Here is a 20,265-nt window from a genome sequence, read left to right as displayed (position 1 = left end):
CTCCCAACAAGCGGCCATAACCAGCAGAATCTTGCACGCGCAGGAAACATTCAGCTAACACCCATACTCCTGTTACCGTCGGAATGGGCATTCTCAACAGAAAAGTTGCATACTTGGTGTCGTGCGTTGGAGAGAACGCACACAGAGAGAGATAGAGAAGCTTCAGCGCCCGTGGCCCCGATTTCGTGCGGCCCGGGCGCTGAAGTTTTGTTTCAGGAGCCCCTTCTCTCCCTCCGGGCCCAGGATCGACAAAAGCCCCCACCTCGGTTCACAACGAGGCAGGGGCACAAAGACCTAGAACCTATGTGCTTCCTACATTAGAAAGGGAGCTTGATGTTCAGGTTCAGGGTCTTAGCGATTACCGGGAAGGCTGCAGCAACAGCGGCCAGCACGCCAGCAACGATGCCGAAGATAGCCAGCGGGGTCGGCTTGCCGTCCTTGGAGGACAGAGCGTCGCGAGCGGAGCTCTTCTTGTCACCCGGCTCATTAGTCGGGGTCGGCTCAGCAGACTTGGACTCAGAAGGCTCAGAGGTCTGAGAGGCGGAAGTGCTCTCGGAGGAGTCAGAAGACTCGGTGGCGGAAGCGCTCTCGGAAGCCTCAGAGGACTTGGTGGCGGATACCTCAGAAGACTTGGTGGCAGATGCCTCAGAGGACTTGGTGGCGGAAGCGCTCTCGGATGCCTTCGGCTCGGTGGTCTTCTTGGAGGTGGTTTCCTTCGACTCGGTGGTCGTCTCAGACTCGGAAGCAGCGGTGGAGGACTCGGACTCCTGCTCCTCTTCCTTGGAATCGTTGCGGCGGTCAAGGATAGACTTCACTTGCAAGACGGAGATCTCCTTTCCGTCAGCGGATTCGTAGCGATCCACGTCTTCGCCATCGTCTCCGGTCGTGGTCTTCTTAAAGTAGGTCACGCCATCAACCTCGATGGTTGCCGGAAGCGCAACATTTACGCTGTCGGCAGCATCCGGGATCTGAGCGATTGCGGCGGTGGTGCCGCCAAGAACGAGGGCGCCGGACAGAGCAGCTGCAACGAGAGAACGAGAAATCTTCATGAGTACCTCCTATAGGGATTCGAATACTAGGGAGCCAAGATTTGACCGAGATTAAGAATAGTCACATTCATCTGTCACCTCGTAGAAATTCCGCCTTTTACCCCCGTGAATGAGAGAGAAAGAATAACCAAAGTACGCACGTGGCACCGCAGAAAATCTGCGATTATCTGCGGTTTTCTTTTGTCGTAACTGACTGACAATTCAGTAGCGAATACATCGTCAAAGAATCCTTAGGCCACCCCTTCATGCCGCCATCACCCTGCTGAAGAGGCAGCGGATAGACAAATAAATACCCTCAATGAAGCTCAAAAAGGCTATCGAAACTGCGATTGGGAAACCGGTTGCGGGCTCTAGCCCCCAACTCCTACACTTAATCGCGTGGCTGATAACGAAAAAGTTTCGGAGACCATCTCCGAGTGGCGCCGACTTGAGCGGGCCCGCGCGCGTTTCGACACAGAAGTACGCCGCGAATACCACATTTCCGGTTCCCATCTTTCGCTTTTGCGCCTCATCGACAGGAATGGCCCCATCCCTATCCTGCAGTTACGCAAGGAACTAGGATGGCAGCCGGCCACCATTGGCCAGGCGGTGAAACGCTTGGTGCGTGATGAGCTCATTTCGATTGTCGATGACCCCGCAGACCTTCGCCGCCGTCTGTGCGACATCACCGAAACCGGCCGCCGCTTCCTCCTAAATGTACCGCTGACTGGCCCGGCGCGACTGCGCACCTACGAGGTCAGCGAGGAGGATCTGGAGGCGATGAAGCGCGGTTTCGAGATTGCGCTCTCCGCTTTTGGCTATGAGCACTGGAGTGACGACGATTAGCACCAGTGAGTGTGCTAGTTCTCCCCGCAGCCAGTAGTAACGAGGCGCAGGGCCACGTGCGTGAACACGTCAAGACCAGCCAAGCAATCAGCCTCGGTGGTGAATTCCTTCTCATTATGAGAGATACCATCGACAGACGGAATAAAAAGCATCACCGTCGGGACGATTTCCTTGAGGTTCGTCGAATCGTGGCCAGCCACTGTGTAGATCTCCTGGTGTGGGTAGCCCAATTCCTCCACAACCTCACGAGCAAGCGCCACGCCCGCAGCCGGGTAGGGATTCAGGGCCCACTCATGCGTCGGAGTCAGATCGACGGAGGTGCGTGACTCTTCTTCCGCAGCAACGATGATCTCCTGCAATCGCTTCTGGGCTTTGTCCAGCACTTCCGTGGATGGCGAGCGCACGTCCACATTAAACCGAACTTCACGAGCAATCGTCACAGGAGAGTTCGGCTCCAGGGTCAGTTGCGACACCGAGGCCTGCAGCTGCCCTACCTCAAATTCGTGAGTGAGACGCTCAACCTCCGCGATGATGAGGGAGGCGCCGAAGAGCGCATCTTTTCGGTCCGCCATGAGAGTGGACCCGGTATGGCCCTGCTCACCAGACACAACCGCTTGGAACTTCTTCGCACCCCAGGTAGCCGTAACCAGGCCTATCGTGTTGCCGGCATCTTCAAGCTGCTTACCTTGTTCCACATGGATCTCCGCGTACGAGGCCAACGTGGGCGCTTCACCGCGCGGCGACCAACCTGCAGCCTCTTGAGCTTGCGCGACGGTGACACCGGCTAGGTCGGTGACGGAGTGGGCGTCGGTAAGCGCGAGCGTACCCGTGAACACCGAACTGCCCATCATCGACGGAGCAAAACGCGAACCTTCCTCGTTAAACCAGTTGATAACCGCAAGGTTGTAGCGCGCATCTGCTCCTGACTGTGCCACACGCCCCGCTGCATGCGCTGCGGCAAGCACGCCATACGCGCCATCGAAGCGTCCGGCCAGCGGCTGAGAATCCAGGTGCGAGCCCAGGCCCACGTAATCAGCACCCGGATTAAGCTCAAAAAGTCCGTACTGGTTGCCAATCTCGTCGTAGATGACGCGCGCGCCGAGGGACTCAAGCACCTCATGGAACCACCTACGATTGAGGTTGTCTCCCTCACTTGCGGCTTGGCGCTCTACGCCCCCACCTGGGGTGGCACCGTTGGCGGACATTGCGTGAAAATCGGCCAGAAATTGCTCATCAGTGGTTTCTCGCATCAGTACTCCTTAGAAGCGTCCGTAGCGCAGTTCGCCGCCGACAATGGTGGCAGCCACGGAAATGGTGGATAGATCAGTGGTCAGGGGGTCTGCAGACAGCAGCACGAAATCCGCCAGCTGCCCCGGAATGACTTGACCTTTACGGCTCGCCCACCCCGTTGCCGCTGCCGAGCCGGCCGTGTAGGCATACAGTGCCTCCTCCGGTGTGAGCCGATCGGCCGGACCATAGTCACGCCCTGTTTCCGTGCGCCTTTCAATGGCTGCCTGCATGACGTCCAGCGGCACGCCAGGCGCGACAGGTTGGTCGGAGCTACCTGGGAGGATGAGACCGGAGTCAAGAAGTCGCTTGCCCGGATAACTCCACGCAGCTCGCTCGGGGCCGAGGGCGTCTGCCATTGCATCACCGAAGGTCTTAATAAATAGAGGCTGCGGCACAACCACGATGGGTTTGCCGCGCAGGCGCTCGATCTGGTCCGGCCGCACAATGCCGCCGTGTTCTATGCGGTGCGGCATGGCGGGCACGCCATACTTATCGACGGCCTCCTCCAGCGTCTCAATCGCAAAGTCCACGGCCGCATCACCAATAGCGTGGATGGCCAGTGACCATCCAGAGGCAGCGGCGTTGAGCGCGCGCTCGCGCATCTGCCCCGGATCACCTTGGAAATAGCCGTGGTGCGAGCAGCAGGCGTATTCCTCCGTTAACGCCGCAGTGGTTCCGAGGATAGAGCCGTCACTAAACATCTTGACGGGACCAATCTGCAGCCATTCATCACCGAAGCCTGTACGCAGACCACCATCGAGGCCCCACCCGGGACCATCGGACTCATGGCCATCAATCTCGTGGAGCACATCCATGGTCACCATGATCTGCATGCGGGTGTGCAGCGTGGCCTTTTGATACGCCGCGATTTCGCGTGGGCTATGGCCAATCCAACCACCCGCCACACCAGCATCCGTGACAGACGTCAAGCCACGTTCGAGGTAGTTCCGCGTGGCCAGTTCTAGGGCGCGCGCAATTTCTTCCCCGGATTCGGGAAGGGTGACGTTCTGGATGGCGCGCATGGCGTTTTCATCCACAAGCCCTGTGCAGTTGCCGTCCTCATCACGGACAAACTCACCGCCTTCAATCTCCGGCGGGTTGGTGGGATCGATGCCCGCCGCGCGGAGAGCCGCAGTATTGACGGTGTAAGCATGGCCCGAATTGTGTTTGATGAGGAGGGGCTGGCCATGTGTGGCACGGTCAAGCTCCGCGATTGTGACAGGCGCTTCAAGCGCCGAAGGCCTAAATCCGGAGGCGATGACCCAGCCATCCGGGTTAGTCTCGACGGCGGCGAGGGCTGAGTAGACATCGGCAGGGGTGGCTACCTGGGACAGGTCCACCTCCAGCAGGGTTTGCCCGAACCAGACGGTATGAGAGTGAGCATCGTTGAAGCCTGGGGTGAGAGTACGGCCGCCAGCGTCCCAGGTCTCATCCGCAGGCAGAGCGCGAGCGGCATCATCCAGCGCGAGGATGCTGCCGTTAGCGAACGCCACGGCGCTCGCCACAGGACGGGAAGGGTCCTGGGTGAGGATATGGGCGTTGTCAATGAGCGTTATCATGGAACCTCCTTGTGGTTTCCCCCACATAGTAACGTTCACAGTGACGCATTCCGCAGGTTTGAGGCATTTCCCCAATTGCGACACTGTAAGGTTGTGCACATGCACGAGAGACGGTGGCGCGAGATTGTCGCGGAGGTTCACAGCGATATCCCCCGAATGGTGGAGGACTTCCTCACCGCATTCACCACCACCGGCCGCTATGGCAACTCACTCGTGAGCGAGGATGAGCTACGCCTGACCGCCTTCGAGGTTTTCGCTCGAATTACAGACATGCTGGTCGGCGCAGTCGATGAGGCAGAGTTGCGCACTCACGCACAAGGGTTGGGCCGCCGGCGCGCACGGCAGGGTGTGGAGTTAGCATCGCTTGTCGACGCCATCCAGCTCGACTTCGACGTCCTGTGGACCCACCTGCGGCGAGCCGCGGGTACGGATGAGCACGAACTCATCGAGCACGTCGCCCACCTTCATTCCGTTGTGACGTTGTACAACCTCGTCGTGCGCGATGCCTTCCGGATGGAGGAGGCCCGCGAACAGCATGACGTTCGCTTGCTTCACGCTCGACATTTGGAGCGTCTTCTCACCACGGACAACCTCGACCCACTCGGCATTGCCGAGCTTGCCCGCGCCCTTGACGTAGATCCCCAGACCTCTTTTGACGTCATTGTGTCCCACCCCACCTCCGCCGTGGAACTGCGCACGCTTTTCGACAGTCCCATCACCTCTGGCACCGCTTTCGGCCACGCCACACGCGGCATGTTTATAGCTTTCTGGCCATCCACCGCACGCACCCCTGTCGACAGCACCGAGTTGACTGCTCTTCCCGGCATTCGCTTCCGCACCGTGACCGGTCTGGCCGGCGTCCGCGCCGCCGCCCGGCAAGCCCCACGCCTCTTCGACGCCACCACCCCCCTTCCCCACCTGTCCGAGGCACCCGATCTCTTCTGGGCCATTGCGGGTGACGCCATCGCCAACTTTGAGGGCAGCCCCGTCACGGAGCTAACGGATGCCATCAGTACGCTTCGTTCCGAAAACAAGCCGGTTTACGACACCCTCTGCGCCTATCTCAACACCGGCTCCATCAAGGCCACCTCCGAATCTCTTCGCTGCCATCGCAATACGGTTATCAACCGCCTTCACCACATCACCACCCTGAGCGGCCTCGACGTCACCCACCCCAAGGACGCAGCCCTAGCACTCCTATGCCTTAACCGCGCGTCTCCCTCATCGCACCACACCGCTATGCAGAAACACAGAGTGAACCGATAACAAGTGGGACATTGCATAATTTCATCGACAACGCCTCCACAGTAGAGTGACGGGGATCTAACATCATCACACAAGGTAACCCAACTCACACGAGGAGCCGTTGTTATGAGCACACCCCCTCCCCAAACCGCACCGGAACAACCCGCGCCTGCGCAATCCGCCACCGAAGAAATCCAGGTCGACTCCACAGATGTCCTCCGCATTGCTAGTTCCGCCTTCGTCGGCACGGCGCTTGAATGGTACGACTTCTTCCTCTTCGGCACCGCCGCAGCTCTCGTGTTCAACGAGCTGTTTTTCACCGGTATGTCCGGTACCGGGGCCACCCTGGCATCATTCGCCACCTTCGGAGTTGGATTCCTCGCCCGCCCTCTAGGCGCCATCATCTTCGGGCAGATCGGCGACAAAATGGGCCGGCGCCCAGCTCTGATCATTTCCATCATTGTCATCGGCGTCGCCACGGGCATCATCGGACTTCTACCTACTTACGGTTCCATAGGCATCTGGGCACCAATGGCACTCGTCATCCTGCGACTCCTTCAAGGAATCGCAGTTGGTGGCGAGTGGGGCGGTGCAACCACCATGGCAATCGAACACGCACCAGCCGAGAAACGCGGCCGCTATGCCGCGTTTGTTCAAATCGGCTCCCCCGCCGGCACCTTGATGTCCTCCGGCGTCTTCGCGTTGGTTCTCATGCTCGATGACGCATCCATCAGCTCGTGGGGCTGGCGCATCCCATTCCTTATTGCCTTCCCCTTCCTTGCCGTAGCCCTGTGGATTCGAAACAAGGCTGAAGAATCACCTGTCTACAAGGCCCTCGAGGAAGAGGCCGAGGCCGACGAGGCCGCACACAAAGGTTCGCTCAAGGAGCTCTTCACCGACCACTTCCCCCAGCTATGTCTAGCGTCCGCGGCAGCATTCCTAGGCATCGGTGGATTCTTCGTGATGAGTACGTACGTCCTCTCTTATGCCACAACAGCATTGGACTTCGAACGCCAGACCGTTGTCAATGCAACCCTGATTGCAGCCGTGTGCCAGATCTTTATCAACCTAATCTTCGGCCGCCTCGGTGAGAAAATTGGTCCCGGCCGGGTCATTGGCTTCGGAGGCCTAGCCACTGCAATCATGGCTTGGCCACTGTGGGCCATGATCGATACGGGCAACGCAGTATTCTTAACCGTGGCGGTCTGTCTCGGGCTGTCATTGGTGACCATTACCTACTCCGTGTCGGGAGTTCTCCTATCTGAGGTCTTCCCCGCCAACGTGCGCTACTCGGGCGTTGCAATTTCCGCCAACATCGCCTCAGCGGTATCCGGCCTTCTACCTTTCCTTGCCACGGCCATGAATGCCTCCAACGAGACCCCAAGCTCCACTCCCGGCATCGTCATCCTCGCGGTCACAGCGCTCATTACAGCTTTTGGCGGATTCGCCGGTGAGAAGCACCGCCGAGAAGACGATGTGATCATCAAGGATTAATCTAGGGCCGAAGGTTAGGTGACGAGGCTTCCCCCAGTAGGCTTGAGAAGCGTGTCTCAAGAACTCTCTTCCTCCTCGCTGGACCAGCGGGCCCGGCGCATTGTTGCGTGGGTAGCCGCGCTCAACCTCATCGGCTTCTTTGGCGAGTTCATCATCGCCTCCATCATTGGCTCGGCATCTCTTTTTGCGGATGCCGCTGACTTCCTCGAAGACTTTTCTCATTAATGCGCTGGTTCTGGCAGCGTTGCACTGGTCGGCAACGGGACGTCGCAAAGCAAGCTACGGCCTAGCAGGACTAATCCTGATTCCAGCACTGGCGTCATTTGGCATGGCGATATGGAAAATCATCAGCGGTGCCGTACCAGAGCCTCTAGCACTGTCTGGTACAGCAGTCGCGGCCATGATCATCAACCTCGTGTGCGCCGTACTCCTCCTTCAGCTGCGCCATGGTGGGGCACTCACACGCGGCGCGTGGCTGGCCGCACGTAATGACGTAGCCGCAAACATACTGATCATTGCAGCAGGCCTTCTCATGATCGTGTGGGCAAGCCCCTGGCACGACATCGTGGTGGGCATCATCATTGGCGCCATTAACGTGCGCGCGGCAGCAGAAGTCTTCGAACAGGCCCGCGCCGAGGACCCCGAAATCGAAGAGGACTAGACGCCGTCAACTTCAGCAGGTTTTAAGCTTGACGCGTCAACAGGCGCAATTTTGCTTGCAGCCTGCAGCTCCACAAACCTCGTTTCGACACCTCTCGTTGACCTATTTTTACCCCCGACATAGGTCAAACTTTAGTTGATGTCCGAATGGTCAAGAAGACGTTTCCCCAGAGTACGGTCTAGTTAGCAAAGACGAGGTAAAGGCAATTTTCTTAGCCAATTGTTCACCTGCGTGTTACCCTATCGAAAATCACTTTGGTGTACAAAAATATTAACAATCCTCAGGGTGCACGATCCTGAAAAGGCCCTTATTGTTGCATCTCGTCACGCACTGAGCGATACAGCGCACCACAGCGCGCCCACAGTGCGTCACCAATTTGCCCCAAACTTTTTCATTCAGGAGAACAATCATGACCATGCGTCGTCGTACCGCTGGCCTCGTTGCCAGCCTTGCGATTGCAGGCACCGCCCTGCTCGCACCGGCTGCTTCCGCAGCAACCCACACCGAGTCCTACCCGGAGACCCCGGCTGTTAACGCCAAGCTCCCCATCGTTCACACCACCCACGGCTCCGACCACATGAAGGCCAACGTCCTCAACCCGCGCCCGGTCTGCAACCCGTGGGAGGACCACCGCACCGTGGTGTACAAGGTGACCGACAACTTCATGCCGGTGGGCACCATCTCCACCACCAACCAGACCAAGAAGGACATTCCGCTGCAGCAGAACCTGTCCAAGTCCCAGTCCATCTCCCTGTCCGTCAACGGTGACCGCACCGAGACCACCTCCATGAACCTGGGCGGCAAGGGCTCCGGCAAGGGCGCTGAAGGCTCCTTCGGCGTTTCCCACCAGATTGCCACCAAGATTGGCGCTTCCGCGTCCTACTCCCTCTCCTGGGAGGCTGGCCAGTCCATCGGCCCGTACGACGTTCCGCCGAACCACACCGGTGAGGCTACCTACGGCTTCCGCGTTCTCAACATGACCGGTACCCAGCAGTACTGCAAGCCGAACGGCACCTGGTCCACCCCGACCTTCTGGTCTGCGATGCAGCCGATGAAGAACGAGGTTCGCGTCAAGCTGTACGACGACATCGCTGATTCCTACGCTCCGAACAAGGACGCTCAGAACACCACCGATGTCAACGACCCGAAGGTTGTTGAGGAGTCCAAGTCCCCGGAGGCTGACGCTGAGGTTCTGAAGGAGAACGAGGTTGCTCCGGAGGAGAAGGTTGTCTCCGAGGCAGAGGGCAAGCAGGAAGAGGCTGCCGACAAGAAGATCCAGGAAGACGTTGACAACGGCAAGACCGACGAGGCTAAGCAGAAGCTGGACCTCAAGCCGGTTCTGACCACCTCTGGTGCAAAGCACGCTGGTTTCGCTGGCACCGTTGCTCTCCGCCTGGAGAACGTCGGTACCGACCGTTACTACGGTGACTTCCCGGCCGTTCAGTACCGCGTTGACGTGAAGACCGCTGAGGGCCCGAAGGGCGTTGACCGCCTCATCACCCCGCGTTCCTCCAACGGTGCACACATCCGTGACCTGGGCTTCAACGAGGCTACCTCCACCCGCTCCTTCGAGGTCACCCTGGCTAACCCGATTAACGCTGGCGACTCCGCTCGCGTTGCCAACCTGGACTTCGGCGATGGCAACACCAAGGAAGGCCGCATCAAGAACTACATCGAGGTCACCCAGATTTCCCGTCTGAAGGGCGACACCTCCACCGCTAACGACCAGAACGTTGACTCCCGCAAGGCCACCGTCAACGACTTTGGCAAGGCAGCTGAGGGCCTGTTCTAAGAACACCCTCTCCCCTTTCAAGTGCAGCGCCCGCCGGCGCGTAGCCCGGCAGTGAGAGAGTAGGCAAATCCCCGACCGCCCAAGGCGATCGGGGATTTCGCTATGCCCTGGGCGGGCCTTTCGCCAACGCTGGCAGATCGCCGTGCACCAAGAGACGCCGACACATAGGCCGAGCGCTTAGAGTCTCACGTGCGTTGGATATTGTAAGATAGTGAATTTTTCTCGTACCGCACTCGCCAGCCTTCTTTCAGTGGGGCTAGTCTTCTCTACTGCCCACACCCAGCCTGCACACGCACAAGCAGTAGATACGCTGAGCAGCGATGTCGCCAACTTTGATCAGTACGCTACTGTTCTCGATCCCATCGCTACGGGCCCGCTGGCGCCCTTGCTCTTCAGCGAGAATATCTTTGCCGCCTGGGGACACGTGCTTCAGCAACTCGGAGCCCCGGTTGTGAAACCGGAGGCCACACACCCACCGGCGGACGCACCCCCGGCACAACTGCGCGAGTTGAAACACATTCAGGACAATGTGTGGAAGCTCAAGGTCTATTCACCAGCGATGGATCGCATCATTACCAATGACATTATCCTTCCACCGGGGGGAATAGAGAATACCCAGCCCCGCCCGACCTATTATCTGCTGGGCGGTGCAGGCGGCGGCGATGATGCACTGTGGTGGGACGGCGGCGGAGCCTCCGAGTTCTTCCGGGACAAGCACGTGAATGTCGTGTCACCGCGCGGTGCCTATGGTTCGATGATGTCCGATTGGGCACAGCCTCACGACACACACGGAAAATACAAGTGGGCTACCTACCTGACCAAGGAGCTCCCGCAGCTTATCGACGCCGAATTTCACGGCAATGGCCGCGACGGCATCGCGGGCGTGAGCAACTCTGGCGGCCCAGCCCTAGAACTCGCCACCTTTGATCCGCGTTTTAAGGTGGCTGGCTCCATCTCAGGCTGCCCCTCGACCACCGGTGTCCTCGCGCAGGCATTCGCATGGGCAAGTGCAGCGTTCTACGGCACTGACCCGGCCCGCTCCTTTGGCCCGCCGTGGGATCCAGCGTGGGCACAGCATTCGCCGATTCTCAACCTCGATCAACAGCGGGGACGGAAAACATTTGTCATTGTCTCACGCGGTGGTCCAGCAGACTTCGACGTCGACATGGAGGACTCGCCCCTACCAGCGCTGGGCCTCAATGAACGATTGGATTATTGGTGCAGTTCTTTTTACGCCAAGACAGCAACCAAAGCTGGAGTTGACCTTGACTATTATGAACTCCCCGCAGGGCGGCACACGTGGGCACTGTTTCGCCGCGAGTTAGCCATCAGCTGGGCCACGGTGGGTCCGGCCCTCGGGGTGGAGTAGCCAGGTCAGCTACGTGTGTAGCTGACTCACCGCGAATTTAACGCACCGGCATTGAAGGAAGGCTCGCGCGCTGCACCTCACTGCGGGAATTCGAATCGAAGGTGGCGCACACAGCGGCAGCAACGAAGCGCACACCGCCGGCCGGCGAGGAGGAGCCCACGCGCTCCGCGCAGTTCTGCAGCGCTGGCATGCCGATGTTCTGCCCCGGCGTCGTCATGGAGAAGAAGGATGCTGCGGTGAACGATCCACCGTCGGCGCGAAGACCTTCAGAAGATCCTTTAATGGACTGCCACGCGATGGCTCCCACCGGATCTGTGCGGAACTGGTCGCGTTCAGTCTGAGTGAGTTCAGCTTGTGCTGCAGGTGCGGATACGGACAGAGCCAACGCAGCGGCGCAGGCGACAATGGACGATTTCTTCATGAAACTCACTGTATAGCAAGGGAAATTCCGCACCCCCAACCAAAAGGTTGATATCGGTCGCGAAAGTGGAATACATCTTCTCATCGGCCCGATCGTTGCCCTCCCAACGTGGGACCTTTCCAGCTACCGTTAAATGTTAGAAGCTGGATGCATATCGTCACCGTCACGAAAGGGAAGCCCCGTCCGTTCCGCGAGCAAGGCTCCTACGGTTGACTTTCCACAACTGGACACCCCCATGATCACGGCACGCGTATGCATCATTCCTCCTTAGGCGGTTTCTCAAAATCGTACGCTAGCTGGCAAAGAAGGTCCGGCCCTACCCGGCAGCAGCCACCCAAAAGGGTGACGCCTGCTTCGCGGAGCGCTGAAGCAGTGTCGATAAGTCCGGGGACATCACAGTCGGCACGGCGCCACTCACGCGCACCGTGATCCCAGACCTCCCCGCTATTGGGATAGGCCAGCAGGGGTTTGTCGGTTCCCTTACGCAAAGTCTCCACAACGCGGAAAACTCCTGGGGCTCTCACGCAGTTCACACCCAGAGCGCCCAGGCGGGGGAAAGCGCTGACCAGCTCCAGCACTTGCTCAAGCTTCGCCGGCGACTCAGCGATAGCGCCGGTAATACTCAGCGCGAATGGTTTTGGTTGATCCGAAAGAAGTTCGAGCAGAGCCGCAGCCTCATCGACGTTGGGGATGGTTTCTGCCAAAAGAAAGTCAGCATCCGTATCCGCGAGCACCGCCACGCGGCGGGCATGCCACCGATGCAGTTCGGAGCGGCTGAGGCCATAGGCACCGTCATAGTCGGTGCCCTCCCCGGGGCCAGCACCATACGGTCCGATCGATGCTGCCACGAGGTGTTTTCCAGCGGCAGCGCGAGCTAGGGAGACACTGCAGCGCAAGAGGCTTTCAGCTTCCTCACCAAGAGCATCAAACGTCACCTGATAGGACGCAGTCGTGGCCACATGAGCACCGGCAGCAAAGAAATCAGCATGCGCGGCCTGAATTTCCTCTGGCACTTCGCGGAGAATCCGCGCTGACCATAAGGGCCCAGATATGTCGTGGCCGCGGGTTTCTAGGTGGGTGCCGAGGCCGCCGTCGAGAAGCAGCGGAGCGTCAAAGAGAGCCATGGCGCATGAGCCTATCAGCCACCCACGTCTAGGGGGCTGACACCGCTTAGGCAGCACCACAAGGCAGTTGTTACAGCTTCGTTATCCGCAATGACACAGCACACAAGCGCATCACCCCACCACCTACCATATGCCCAGCAGGAAGGCATGGGGAGCGCTCCCCACATGGGCCTACATGACCACCCCTATATCTCAGTAGGACCTGTCAACACCCTGCTTTTCAGATTGAAGCAGCCTGAATGCCGTGACACGGTGGAAAAGATAAGAGTCCCGGACATCGACATCTACCCGTCCGCCTGGTCTGAGTTCACCCACAAGCAGTACATGGACAAGTACTCCGACAAGATTGAGGACTTGGGCGCCTACTACGAGAACGCCCGCCTAACCTGGGCTGTGCCGGAGTACATGGATGACATCAACTCCATCGAGGACCTCAAGGGCCAGGTAGACCGCTTCGACGGCAAGATCGTCGGCATCGAGCCGGGCGCTGGCCTGACCAAGGCTTCCCAGGAGACCATCGATGGCTACGAGCTGGACGGCTACACCCTGTCCACCTCCTCCACCCCGGCAATGCTCTCTGAGCTGAAGTCCGCGACCGACGCTGAGAAGGACATCGTTGTCACCCTGTGGCGTCCGTTCTGGGCCAACGCTAAGTTCCCGGTGAAGGATCTGGAGGATCCGAAGGGCACCTTGGGTGATACTGAGGGCCCGCACTGGCTGGCCCGCGACGGCTTCGAGGAAGACAACCCGGAGGTGGTTGGGGACATCAAGTAGAACACCCCTCACCTATTGACCTAACTGAGCCCCGCACTGCGTTCTCTTGGCGCACTGCGGGGCTTCATCGATCCCTATTTGGCCCCAATTTCGGCGCCGTGCTTGCCGACGCCCTCCCTACCCCACAACCCCCTTCACATAAGTGCAAATTATCCTTTCCCAGGAGCAATCCATGATTTTCTATAGAAGTACCCAAGGTTTTGGCAATAGTTGACCCGTCACCAACGAAAACCCCAGGACGCGGACATTCAATCCTGAGTGCCCACCCCCGCCAATCACCCCCAGCCCCATTACTTTCTGAGCCAAACTATGCAAATTCAGGCAAAAAGCGCCCAAAAGCCAACAGAAGCTTAGAACCAGGATGCAAAGCGATGCAAACCTGGGGATAAAGCTTAAAACTGCTGGTCAGCTAGCCTTAAGCGGGCGACAGGAGCTTTAATTCTAAGTGAAAGGAACCGCGAACCACGCGGGGAACCACACCGCCACATAGGCCCGAAATAGAAAGAGGAACCACGATGTTCCGTCTCCAGTTTGGACGCACCGCCACGAAGATTGTCGCCCCAGTTGCCGCCGCCGCAGCACTCTTCGCAGGCTCCGTCAATGCCCCTGCTCAAGCTGGTAGCTCCTTCGGCGCCTTCAACCCGGCTTCCTTTGGCTTCACCACCCCGACCACCGCGACCACCCCGGCCGCTGCCGGCCCAGTTGTGTCAGCTCCGAACGCCTCTGCCAGCGTCCAGGGTCTCATTAATCAAACTAATGCACACCGCAAGGCTAACGGTCTCGCCCCGCTGCGCGTTGACCCGAGCCTGACCAACCTGGCACAGGATTGGGCCAACACCCTGAGCCGCGAAGGCCGTATCCGCCACCGCCCGAACTTCTGGACCTACTACCCCGCTGGCCTGCCGGCTGGTGGCGAGAATGTCCTTCAGGCGTGGACCGACTACTCCGATGCCCGCCTTGTTCAGCTGTGGATGGACTCCCCGGGTCACCGCAAGAACCTGCTCGACCCGCGCGCTAAGTCCGTAGGCATCGGTCTGGCTACCAGCCCTGACGGCAAGCTTTACGCCGTGCAGAACTTCGGCCGTTAATCGCCTCGCACAGTAAAGGGCCTAGCTTCCCCACATCACGTGGATAGCTAGGCCCTTTAGCGTTACTGCGGTTCAGTCACACTTAGGCTCGACGCCGCAGAGTAGCTCCCGCTGCCGCAATCAGCGCCGCAATACCGAGACCCAAGGTCCAGAACACTCCACGGTCACCCGATGCCGGCAGGTCACCCTGGCGCATATCCGCCACCGCGAAGTACACCGAGTTCTCATCCTGTTTATCACCGAGAGTCAGGACTTGTACCTGCGGATGACGGTGCGCATCCTCAATCTCAAGGCCGAGCTCGCCATCCTCGGCGCGCTGCACTGTGAACGCAACAGCCTCTGCAAGGAGCTCAAATCCAGCTGGAGCCTTGGTTTCCACGAGCGTGTAACGTTCGCCCACCTTCAGTGCCTGCTCCTTCGACTTCTTGATCTCGAAGGTCGTGGAGGAATCTCCGTGCTCTTCAACATGGTCAAGCTTGACCTCGGTGCCGTCCTTGTCGTAGATGGAGAAGGAATATTCGGTCCCGATGGGGAGATACTCATTCTTCTCGTTCATCTTGGCCACACCGACAGTGACACCCGGTTCCTCCTCAGGCTCATCATCAACGAACGGTGCACAGGCATCGTCGCTCGGACCTTCGGTTTCATTCGGCAGACCCAGAGTTGCCATGTTGTACAGCCCGTCGCCTGCCTGACACTGTTCACCCGTGGAAACGGACGAGTTCTTGTTCACCTTGTCAAAGAAGGCGCGGATGTAAAGCGTGTGGGTTTTAGCAGCAGCAATTTCTAGGTACTCATGCTGATGCTGCGGACCATAGGACTTCTGACGCATCGTCGCGCTCTTGAAGAGCACCGACTTTACCCCGTCAGTACCAGTGGAGACGACAGTCTTAATGTCCTCTCTGGAGGTGCCCTCGACCTTCGAGAGCTCCACGTCGGTAACCTTGAGGTTATTCCCGAAGCTAGGCGTATCCGTCACCGTGTACCAGTACTTGTAGTTCGTCTCCTTGGCGGGCGCGGTGACTTCGATGGTGTAGTCGATGTACTTCGTCATCTTACCGTTGCGCGGGGTCTCTCCCCAAGCCTGCTCGTCCGACACCGGAACAACCGTCTTCTTCACCGTGGGCGTGCCGAAGAATTTCTCTTCTTCGAAGTCGGCACAGTCCTCAGCAGAGGCTCCGTCCTGATCCCCCGGCAGAGTAATGGTGGCCTTGTTGTACAGGCTGTCTCCTGGCTTGCACTCCCCAGCCGTGGACGCAATGTTGTTGTCGTTCGGGTCAAAATACGCGCGCAGCGTAATCTCGTGTGCTGGGTTCGGTGCACCCCAGATTTCCAGGAAGTCATTCTTCCCGAGCTGCGGGAAGGCAGAGACCTCACGAGATTCCTTCTGACTGATGATGAAGCTAGACACTCCACCAGTGCTCTCAGAAGGCGTGACCTTGAACTCGTCCTTATTCTTGCCCTCGACGTTCTGAATCTTCAGGTCCGTGACCTTGATGTTCTTACCAAAGTCTGGAGTCTCACGAATCTTGTAGAGGGACTTTGCGCGTTCAGCGGTCTCTACCTTCAGGGTGTAGTCAATGTAGTACTTACCGTCACTGTCCGTGGACCACGCCTGCGTATCGGACGCTGGGTCTACCTTCTTGGTGATCGTGACGTTCTCATCCGGCTTAGGGTCCTCACCCTTCTGGTTGTACGTGGCACATGCATCATCGGACGGCTTCTCATCGCTTCCGTAGACGTTGAGCGCTGCCTCGTTGTACAGACCGTGACCAGCAGAACACTGCTGATCCTTAATCGCCTTATCCTTCGGCGCGTCGAAGTAGGCACGGACCTCAATCGAGTGAGTCTGATTCTCCCAGATTTCGAGGTAGTCCGAGTGCTCGTCGTTTCGAGCAACCTTCTGCCCAATAGTGAATGTCGCATCACCATCACTGGTCGTGGACTTCTTCACCGCAAACTCAGATTTAGACTTTCCAGTCACACCCTGAATCTTCAGCTCCCTGACCTTAAGCCCAGGCCCAAAGTCCGGGGTATCTTCGACCTTATAGAAGTACTCGCCCTTTTCCTTCGGGGCCTTCACGTCGATGGTGTAGTCAATGTACTTCTTGCCGGTTTCCTCATTTTCTTTCCAAGCCGGTTCACTGTTAGAGTGCTTCACCGTTTTGGTAATCGAGGGAACCGGCTTCTCGCGGTTTACCGTGGGGCGCTGCATCTCAAATTCCGGCATGAACTTGGAGTACAGGTAGCCATTAGCAGTGTTGACGGACTGGATTCCTGTAGGAGTTTCGGTCGTTCCAATTGCTAAGAACACTCGGGACCAATTCGGGGTCTTGATACCGATGCGGTAGTTCAGCAAACTCGTGCCAAGCTCGCCAAAAATCTGTCCCAACACCTTGTCCGTGTTGAATCGGAGGTCAGCTTTCAAGAGACCGTCCTGCTTCATCGCTTCAAGATCGTAGAATTGATAATCAATGGTGCCGTAGTTGTCACGGCGACCGATGCGAATCAGCAAATCCTGCTCCGGAGAAATGTAGCTGTAGGAATCCCGAGAAACATTGAACCCGGTAGAAATCGTATCCTTGATCTTAATCCAGCCAGGATCATCCGTATTTAACTGATTCTCGATGTAAATCTTGAATCCAGGTTCACCGCTTCTCTTGAAATCGCCGGAAAGATCAACCCGTACGGAGTGCGGGTTTCCGTAAGAGCCACCGAACCACACGGCATCCGGATCGCCGCCGCCGATAAGGAATTCATCACCGCGGTAGACACGGTTCCCCTCAGACCACGCATGCTGGACGTGGTCTCGGGAGAAGAAATATCCCTGCTCTTGTTCGTTATATGTAACCGTATCGTTGGCTCCGCCCGAACCACCACCGATTACCTCGGGGCCGCGGTACCAGCGATTGTCATCTCCGTCGGTTTTCTTAACGTAGTACTCTCGTGCCGACCAGTTGCGGTGCCGAATCGGGTACGTAAAAGATTGGTCTCCGTAGTAGTAGTTTTTCGGGTTTTGCTCGTGCTCCCCACCGAAATCCGGATCAACGAGAGCGCCGTGGTACGACTGCCCCACCATCCCAAGTTCACCGAAGTCATACTTGAGGGCTTTGTCAACGACCTTCCCGTCTTCGCCATTCGTATTACTTGTCCAATAAGGATCAGAGTTGGAACCTGAGGTCGTAGGGCTTACACCATAGGCAGCGAAAGTCCTCGGCTTCGCCCCGAGGGTCTCTCCGAGTTCGAACGCAGACTTCTGGTCCTCGTCGGCAATCTTCCACGCTTTTAGCTCATCGGACGCGTTGACGCTATCGGTGTCGGGCTCGTAAATGAAGCTAACTTCCCCATTAGCTGCGGTCGAAACCTCATCCACGTCAAAGGACACGAGGTCAAAATCCTTATTCATTGACTCAGCACGGGCCACCGCAGTTGCAATCTTGGTGCCATCGACGCGTGCGGGGTAGACAGTTACCTTTGTGCGTTCCGTGTTAGCGTACTTCAGGGTTACAACCGAGTCAGTCGACGTATCACCAGCAGTGCGCTCATTCGTGGTAAGCGTGACCTTAAACATGCCACCTTCAAGAGACTCCACGTCAAGGGACTCTTCCTGGACCGGGGAATCAACCAGCTGTGGATGAACCACCGGCAATGGAGCAGCACTGGAAGCCACCGTAGTTGGGGCTGCCGCCGTAGTTGAGGCTGCCGCCGTGGTAGTGGCAGGTTGAGAATCCTCGAGCGGAGCGGTCTCCAGTTCGGCGGAATCTTCGGAGAGATCAAGTTCACTCGTGGCCTCTACGGCGGGATTGACTACCGCTTCAGTCTCTTGGGAGGCTGCATACGGGGCGACACCGAAGCTCAGGGCACCAATGGCCGCAACCGAGGCGAGTTTGAGGAAGTTACCTGTACGCCGCACCGGGGTTACACCTTTCGAAATTTTATGGTTAGTGAAAAGCTGAGGTCGAATCATTACTGCTCACCCTCACGCGTGGTTCGGGTAGCCAGGTAGCCTCCAGCTATCAGAAGGAGAAGGCCGGCACCGGCCAAACGAAGGACATTCGCACCGGTCATTGCCAAGTGAGAGTCGCTCGGAGTTTCCGATACAACGGTGTCCTCCGGTGGAGTTCCCGCAAGGACGACCGGCTCACGCGGATCGAACTCTTCCGGGTGGCCCGGGATACCGGGGCCAGGAACCGGAACCGGAACCAGCGGCACTGGGATAATCAGTGGAATGCCGAAACGGTTCGTAGTTGTAGAGGTCTCGGTCTCACGCGGTCCCCTATCTGGAGTGCCCTCATCCGGAGTCGAGTCCGGGGTGTCGGCGGGAGTCTCTTGCGGAGTGTTGTCAGGAGTCTTGCCAGTCGTACTGTCCGGCGTTTCGCCTGGAGTATTCTCCGCCGTAGTCTCCGGAGTGTCCCGAGGCGTCTCATTCGGTGTCACTCCCGGGGTCTTGTCTGGAGTCTTTCCCGGAGTTTCCTCAGGGGTCTTCCCCGGAGTGGGAGTGTCATTCGGCGTGGGCTCCGGCGTTCCAGTTCCCGGGGTCGGGGTGGTTCCAGGAGTCTCGCCGCACTCGCCAACGTTGACAGTTACCTCGTTGGTCGGAATACCTGGAGTGGTCTCTAGGTCAAACTCAGGGAAGCCCTGTGGAAGGATGTAGCCATTGTTAAGAACCTTGCCATCCTTCGGCTGCGCATTAACCTTCACCATAAAGCGCCAGGTGACAAGAACCTCTGGATTGCTCTGGCGCATCGTCGCAGCCTTAGCCAAGCCTGACTCGGTCAGCGAAAAGCGAACGATGGAACCGTCCATGTGGGTGGTGAAGTCGGCGTCGTCAAGCTGCGTAGTGACGTCACCAGCCGCAACATCGGTAAGGAAAGCCTCGTCCGCACCAGCGTATTCAAGTTCCGGCGCGAGCGGGTCAACGATCTCGTAACGTGCGATGGTGCCCTCACGTGTCGGTGCGGGAAGAGTGCCGCTCATTCCGAATTGGACGTCCTCGCCTACCTCAACGCATTTTTTCGCCACAGCTTTAGAGCCGACCAGCTTCTGATCCTTGGCGTTGACGTTCACATCGTAATTCCATGAGGTTCCGTCATCGCTCGTGGACGGAACAGAAACAAGGAAAGGAGCGATCGTGTTGAAGCCCTGTTCCTGTGCCGGGCCGGGCAGCTCGGTGACGTAGTACAGGCCAAGATCGAGATCGGTGAAGGAAGCAGTGCCAGATGCGTCCGTTGTAGCTTCGATGCCGTCATCAAGGCGGTGGTGCTCGGAACCTGTCGGTACCACATCACCAATGTTGAGATCAGTAGCCTGCTGCCACCCCTCGTTGGTGGTGAGATCAATGCCGCCGACCTTGTGCGCCTTGAAAACCAGACCCTCGATTGGCTTCACCGGTTCTGGCTGACCGCCACGCTGGGGGTCGCCATACTGAGAGAAGGGGTCCCCAGCGGACTTCACCACGGTTAGGGAACCGCGTGCATCCGGGTTAATGAGGGACACATTGCCTTCCGCCTGTGCCGTGGGGAGCACGGCGCACAGCATCCCGGCAAGGATAGTCACTACTAATACGCACAGAAA

16 protein-coding genes and 1 pseudogene are annotated in these 20,265 nt (G+C 58.2%); 9 read left to right on the top strand and 8 right to left on the bottom strand.

Annotation, left to right across the window (positions count from 1 at the left end):
• Window positions 1-317: 317 nt before the first annotated feature.
• Window positions 318-1,049 (bottom strand): hypothetical protein, encoded by a 732-nt coding sequence (locus CSING_RS03350; protein ID WP_042529699.1) that lies wholly within the window; start codon window positions 1,047-1,049, stop codon window positions 318-320.
• 378 nt (window positions 1,050-1,427) lie between these two features.
• On the opposite strand from CSING_RS03350, the gene CSING_RS03345 reads away from it, so the two are divergent.
• Window positions 1,428-1,874 (top strand): MarR family winged helix-turn-helix transcriptional regulator, encoded by a 447-nt coding sequence (locus CSING_RS03345; RefSeq protein ID WP_042529697.1) that lies wholly within the window; start codon window positions 1,428-1,430, stop codon window positions 1,872-1,874.
• A gap of 14 nt (window positions 1,875-1,888) precedes the next feature.
• Here the strand turns inward: CSING_RS03345 and CSING_RS03340 are convergent, their stop codons facing one another.
• Both CSING_RS03340 and CSING_RS03335 read right to left on the bottom strand, forming a co-directional pair.
• On the bottom strand, window positions 1,889-3,124 hold the full coding sequence (locus tag CSING_RS03340; protein WP_042529695.1) for a M20 family metallo-hydrolase: 1,236 nt from the start codon (window positions 3,122-3,124) through the stop codon (window positions 1,889-1,891).
• 9 nt (window positions 3,125-3,133) lie between these two features.
• A complete protein-coding gene (locus CSING_RS03335) occupies window positions 3,134-4,723 on the bottom strand; it encodes an amidohydrolase (RefSeq protein WP_042529693.1) in 1,590 nt (529 codons plus the stop codon).
• Between the two features lie 99 nt (window positions 4,724-4,822).
• Here CSING_RS03335 and CSING_RS03330 point away from each other — a divergent pair, with 99 nt between their 5' ends.
• The 6 genes from CSING_RS03330 to CSING_RS03310 all read left to right on the top strand — a co-directional run bounded on the left by CSING_RS03330 (window position 4,823) and on the right by CSING_RS03310 (window position 11,284).
• Window positions 4,823-5,989, top strand: coding sequence for a helix-turn-helix domain-containing protein (locus CSING_RS03330; protein ID WP_042529691.1), 1,167 nt, complete (start codon window positions 4,823-4,825; stop codon window positions 5,987-5,989).
• A gap of 105 nt (window positions 5,990-6,094) precedes the next feature.
• Window positions 6,095-7,462, top strand: a complete 1,368-nt coding sequence (locus tag CSING_RS03325) for an MFS transporter (RefSeq protein WP_052471373.1) — start codon at window positions 6,095-6,097, stop codon at window positions 7,460-7,462.
• A gap of 51 nt (window positions 7,463-7,513) precedes the next feature.
• Window positions 7,514-7,687, top strand: a complete 174-nt coding sequence (locus CSING_RS13815; protein ID WP_169744721.1) for a hypothetical protein — start codon at window positions 7,514-7,516, stop codon at window positions 7,685-7,687.
• Window positions 7,653-8,123 carry a cobalt transporter gene (locus tag CSING_RS13810; RefSeq protein ID WP_236684021.1) on the top strand — a complete coding sequence of 157 codons (471 nt, stop codon included), beginning with the start codon at window positions 7,653-7,655 and terminating at the stop codon, window positions 8,121-8,123. The genes CSING_RS13815 and CSING_RS13810 overlap by 35 nt, the downstream gene beginning before the upstream one ends.
• Before the next feature lie 409 nt (window positions 8,124-8,532).
• Window positions 8,533-9,915, top strand: a complete 1,383-nt coding sequence (locus CSING_RS03315; RefSeq protein ID WP_042529687.1) for a hypothetical protein — start codon at window positions 8,533-8,535, stop codon at window positions 9,913-9,915.
• A 211-nt stretch (window positions 9,916-10,126) separates the two neighbouring features.
• A complete protein-coding gene (locus tag CSING_RS03310; RefSeq protein ID WP_042529684.1) occupies window positions 10,127-11,284 on the top strand; it encodes an alpha/beta hydrolase in 1,158 nt (385 codons plus the stop codon).
• Window positions 11,285-11,321: 37 nt separating this feature from the next.
• Here CSING_RS03310 and CSING_RS03305 read toward each other — a convergent pair whose 3' ends face one another.
• The 3 genes and pseudogenes from CSING_RS03305 to mmuM form a co-directional block, all read right to left on the bottom strand.
• Window positions 11,322-11,705, bottom strand: coding sequence for a hypothetical protein (locus CSING_RS03305; protein WP_042529681.1), 384 nt, complete (start codon window positions 11,703-11,705; stop codon window positions 11,322-11,324).
• 132 nt (window positions 11,706-11,837) lie between these two features.
• A pseudogene (locus CSING_RS13210) lies at window positions 11,838-11,963 on the bottom strand (shikimate kinase); the annotation flags it as partial.
• Window positions 11,963-12,829: a homocysteine S-methyltransferase gene (mmuM, locus tag CSING_RS03300; RefSeq protein WP_042529679.1), complete on the bottom strand. Its 867-nt coding sequence runs from the start codon at window positions 12,827-12,829 to the stop codon at window positions 11,963-11,965. The pseudogene CSING_RS13210 and the gene mmuM, both read right to left, overlap by 1 nt.
• Window positions 12,830-12,994: 165 nt before the next feature.
• Between mmuM and CSING_RS03295 the strand changes: the two genes are divergently transcribed.
• Together CSING_RS03295 and CSING_RS03290 are read left to right on the top strand one after the other, a co-directional pair.
• Window positions 12,995-13,603 (top strand): glycine betaine ABC transporter substrate-binding protein, encoded by a 609-nt coding sequence (locus CSING_RS03295; protein WP_236684020.1) that lies wholly within the window; start codon window positions 12,995-12,997, stop codon window positions 13,601-13,603.
• Between the two features lie 515 nt (window positions 13,604-14,118).
• The gene (locus tag CSING_RS03290; RefSeq protein ID WP_042529677.1) at window positions 14,119-14,691 is read left to right on the top strand and encodes a CAP domain-containing protein; all 573 of its coding nucleotides are present in this window, start codon (window positions 14,119-14,121) and stop codon (window positions 14,689-14,691) included.
• An 82-nt stretch (window positions 14,692-14,773) separates the two neighbouring features.
• Here CSING_RS03290 and CSING_RS03285 read toward each other — a convergent pair whose 3' ends face one another.
• Both CSING_RS03285 and CSING_RS03280 read right to left on the bottom strand, forming a co-directional pair.
• Window positions 14,774-18,604 carry a SpaA isopeptide-forming pilin-related protein gene (locus CSING_RS03285; protein ID WP_042529675.1) on the bottom strand — a complete coding sequence of 1,277 codons (3,831 nt, stop codon included), beginning with the start codon at window positions 18,602-18,604 and terminating at the stop codon, window positions 14,774-14,776.
• Between the two features lie 53 nt (window positions 18,605-18,657).
• A complete protein-coding gene (locus CSING_RS03280) occupies window positions 18,658-20,247 on the bottom strand; it encodes a SpaH/EbpB family LPXTG-anchored major pilin (protein ID WP_158407795.1) in 1,590 nt (529 codons plus the stop codon).
• Between the last annotated feature and the right edge of the window lie 18 nt (window positions 20,248-20,265).

This window comes from Corynebacterium singulare (assembly GCF_000833575.1).
Taxonomy (GTDB): Bacteria; Actinomycetota; Actinomycetes; order Mycobacteriales; family Mycobacteriaceae; genus Corynebacterium; species Corynebacterium singulare.
Note: the sequence above shows the minus strand (reverse complement) of the source record. Positions and strands in the feature narration are given on the sequence as shown.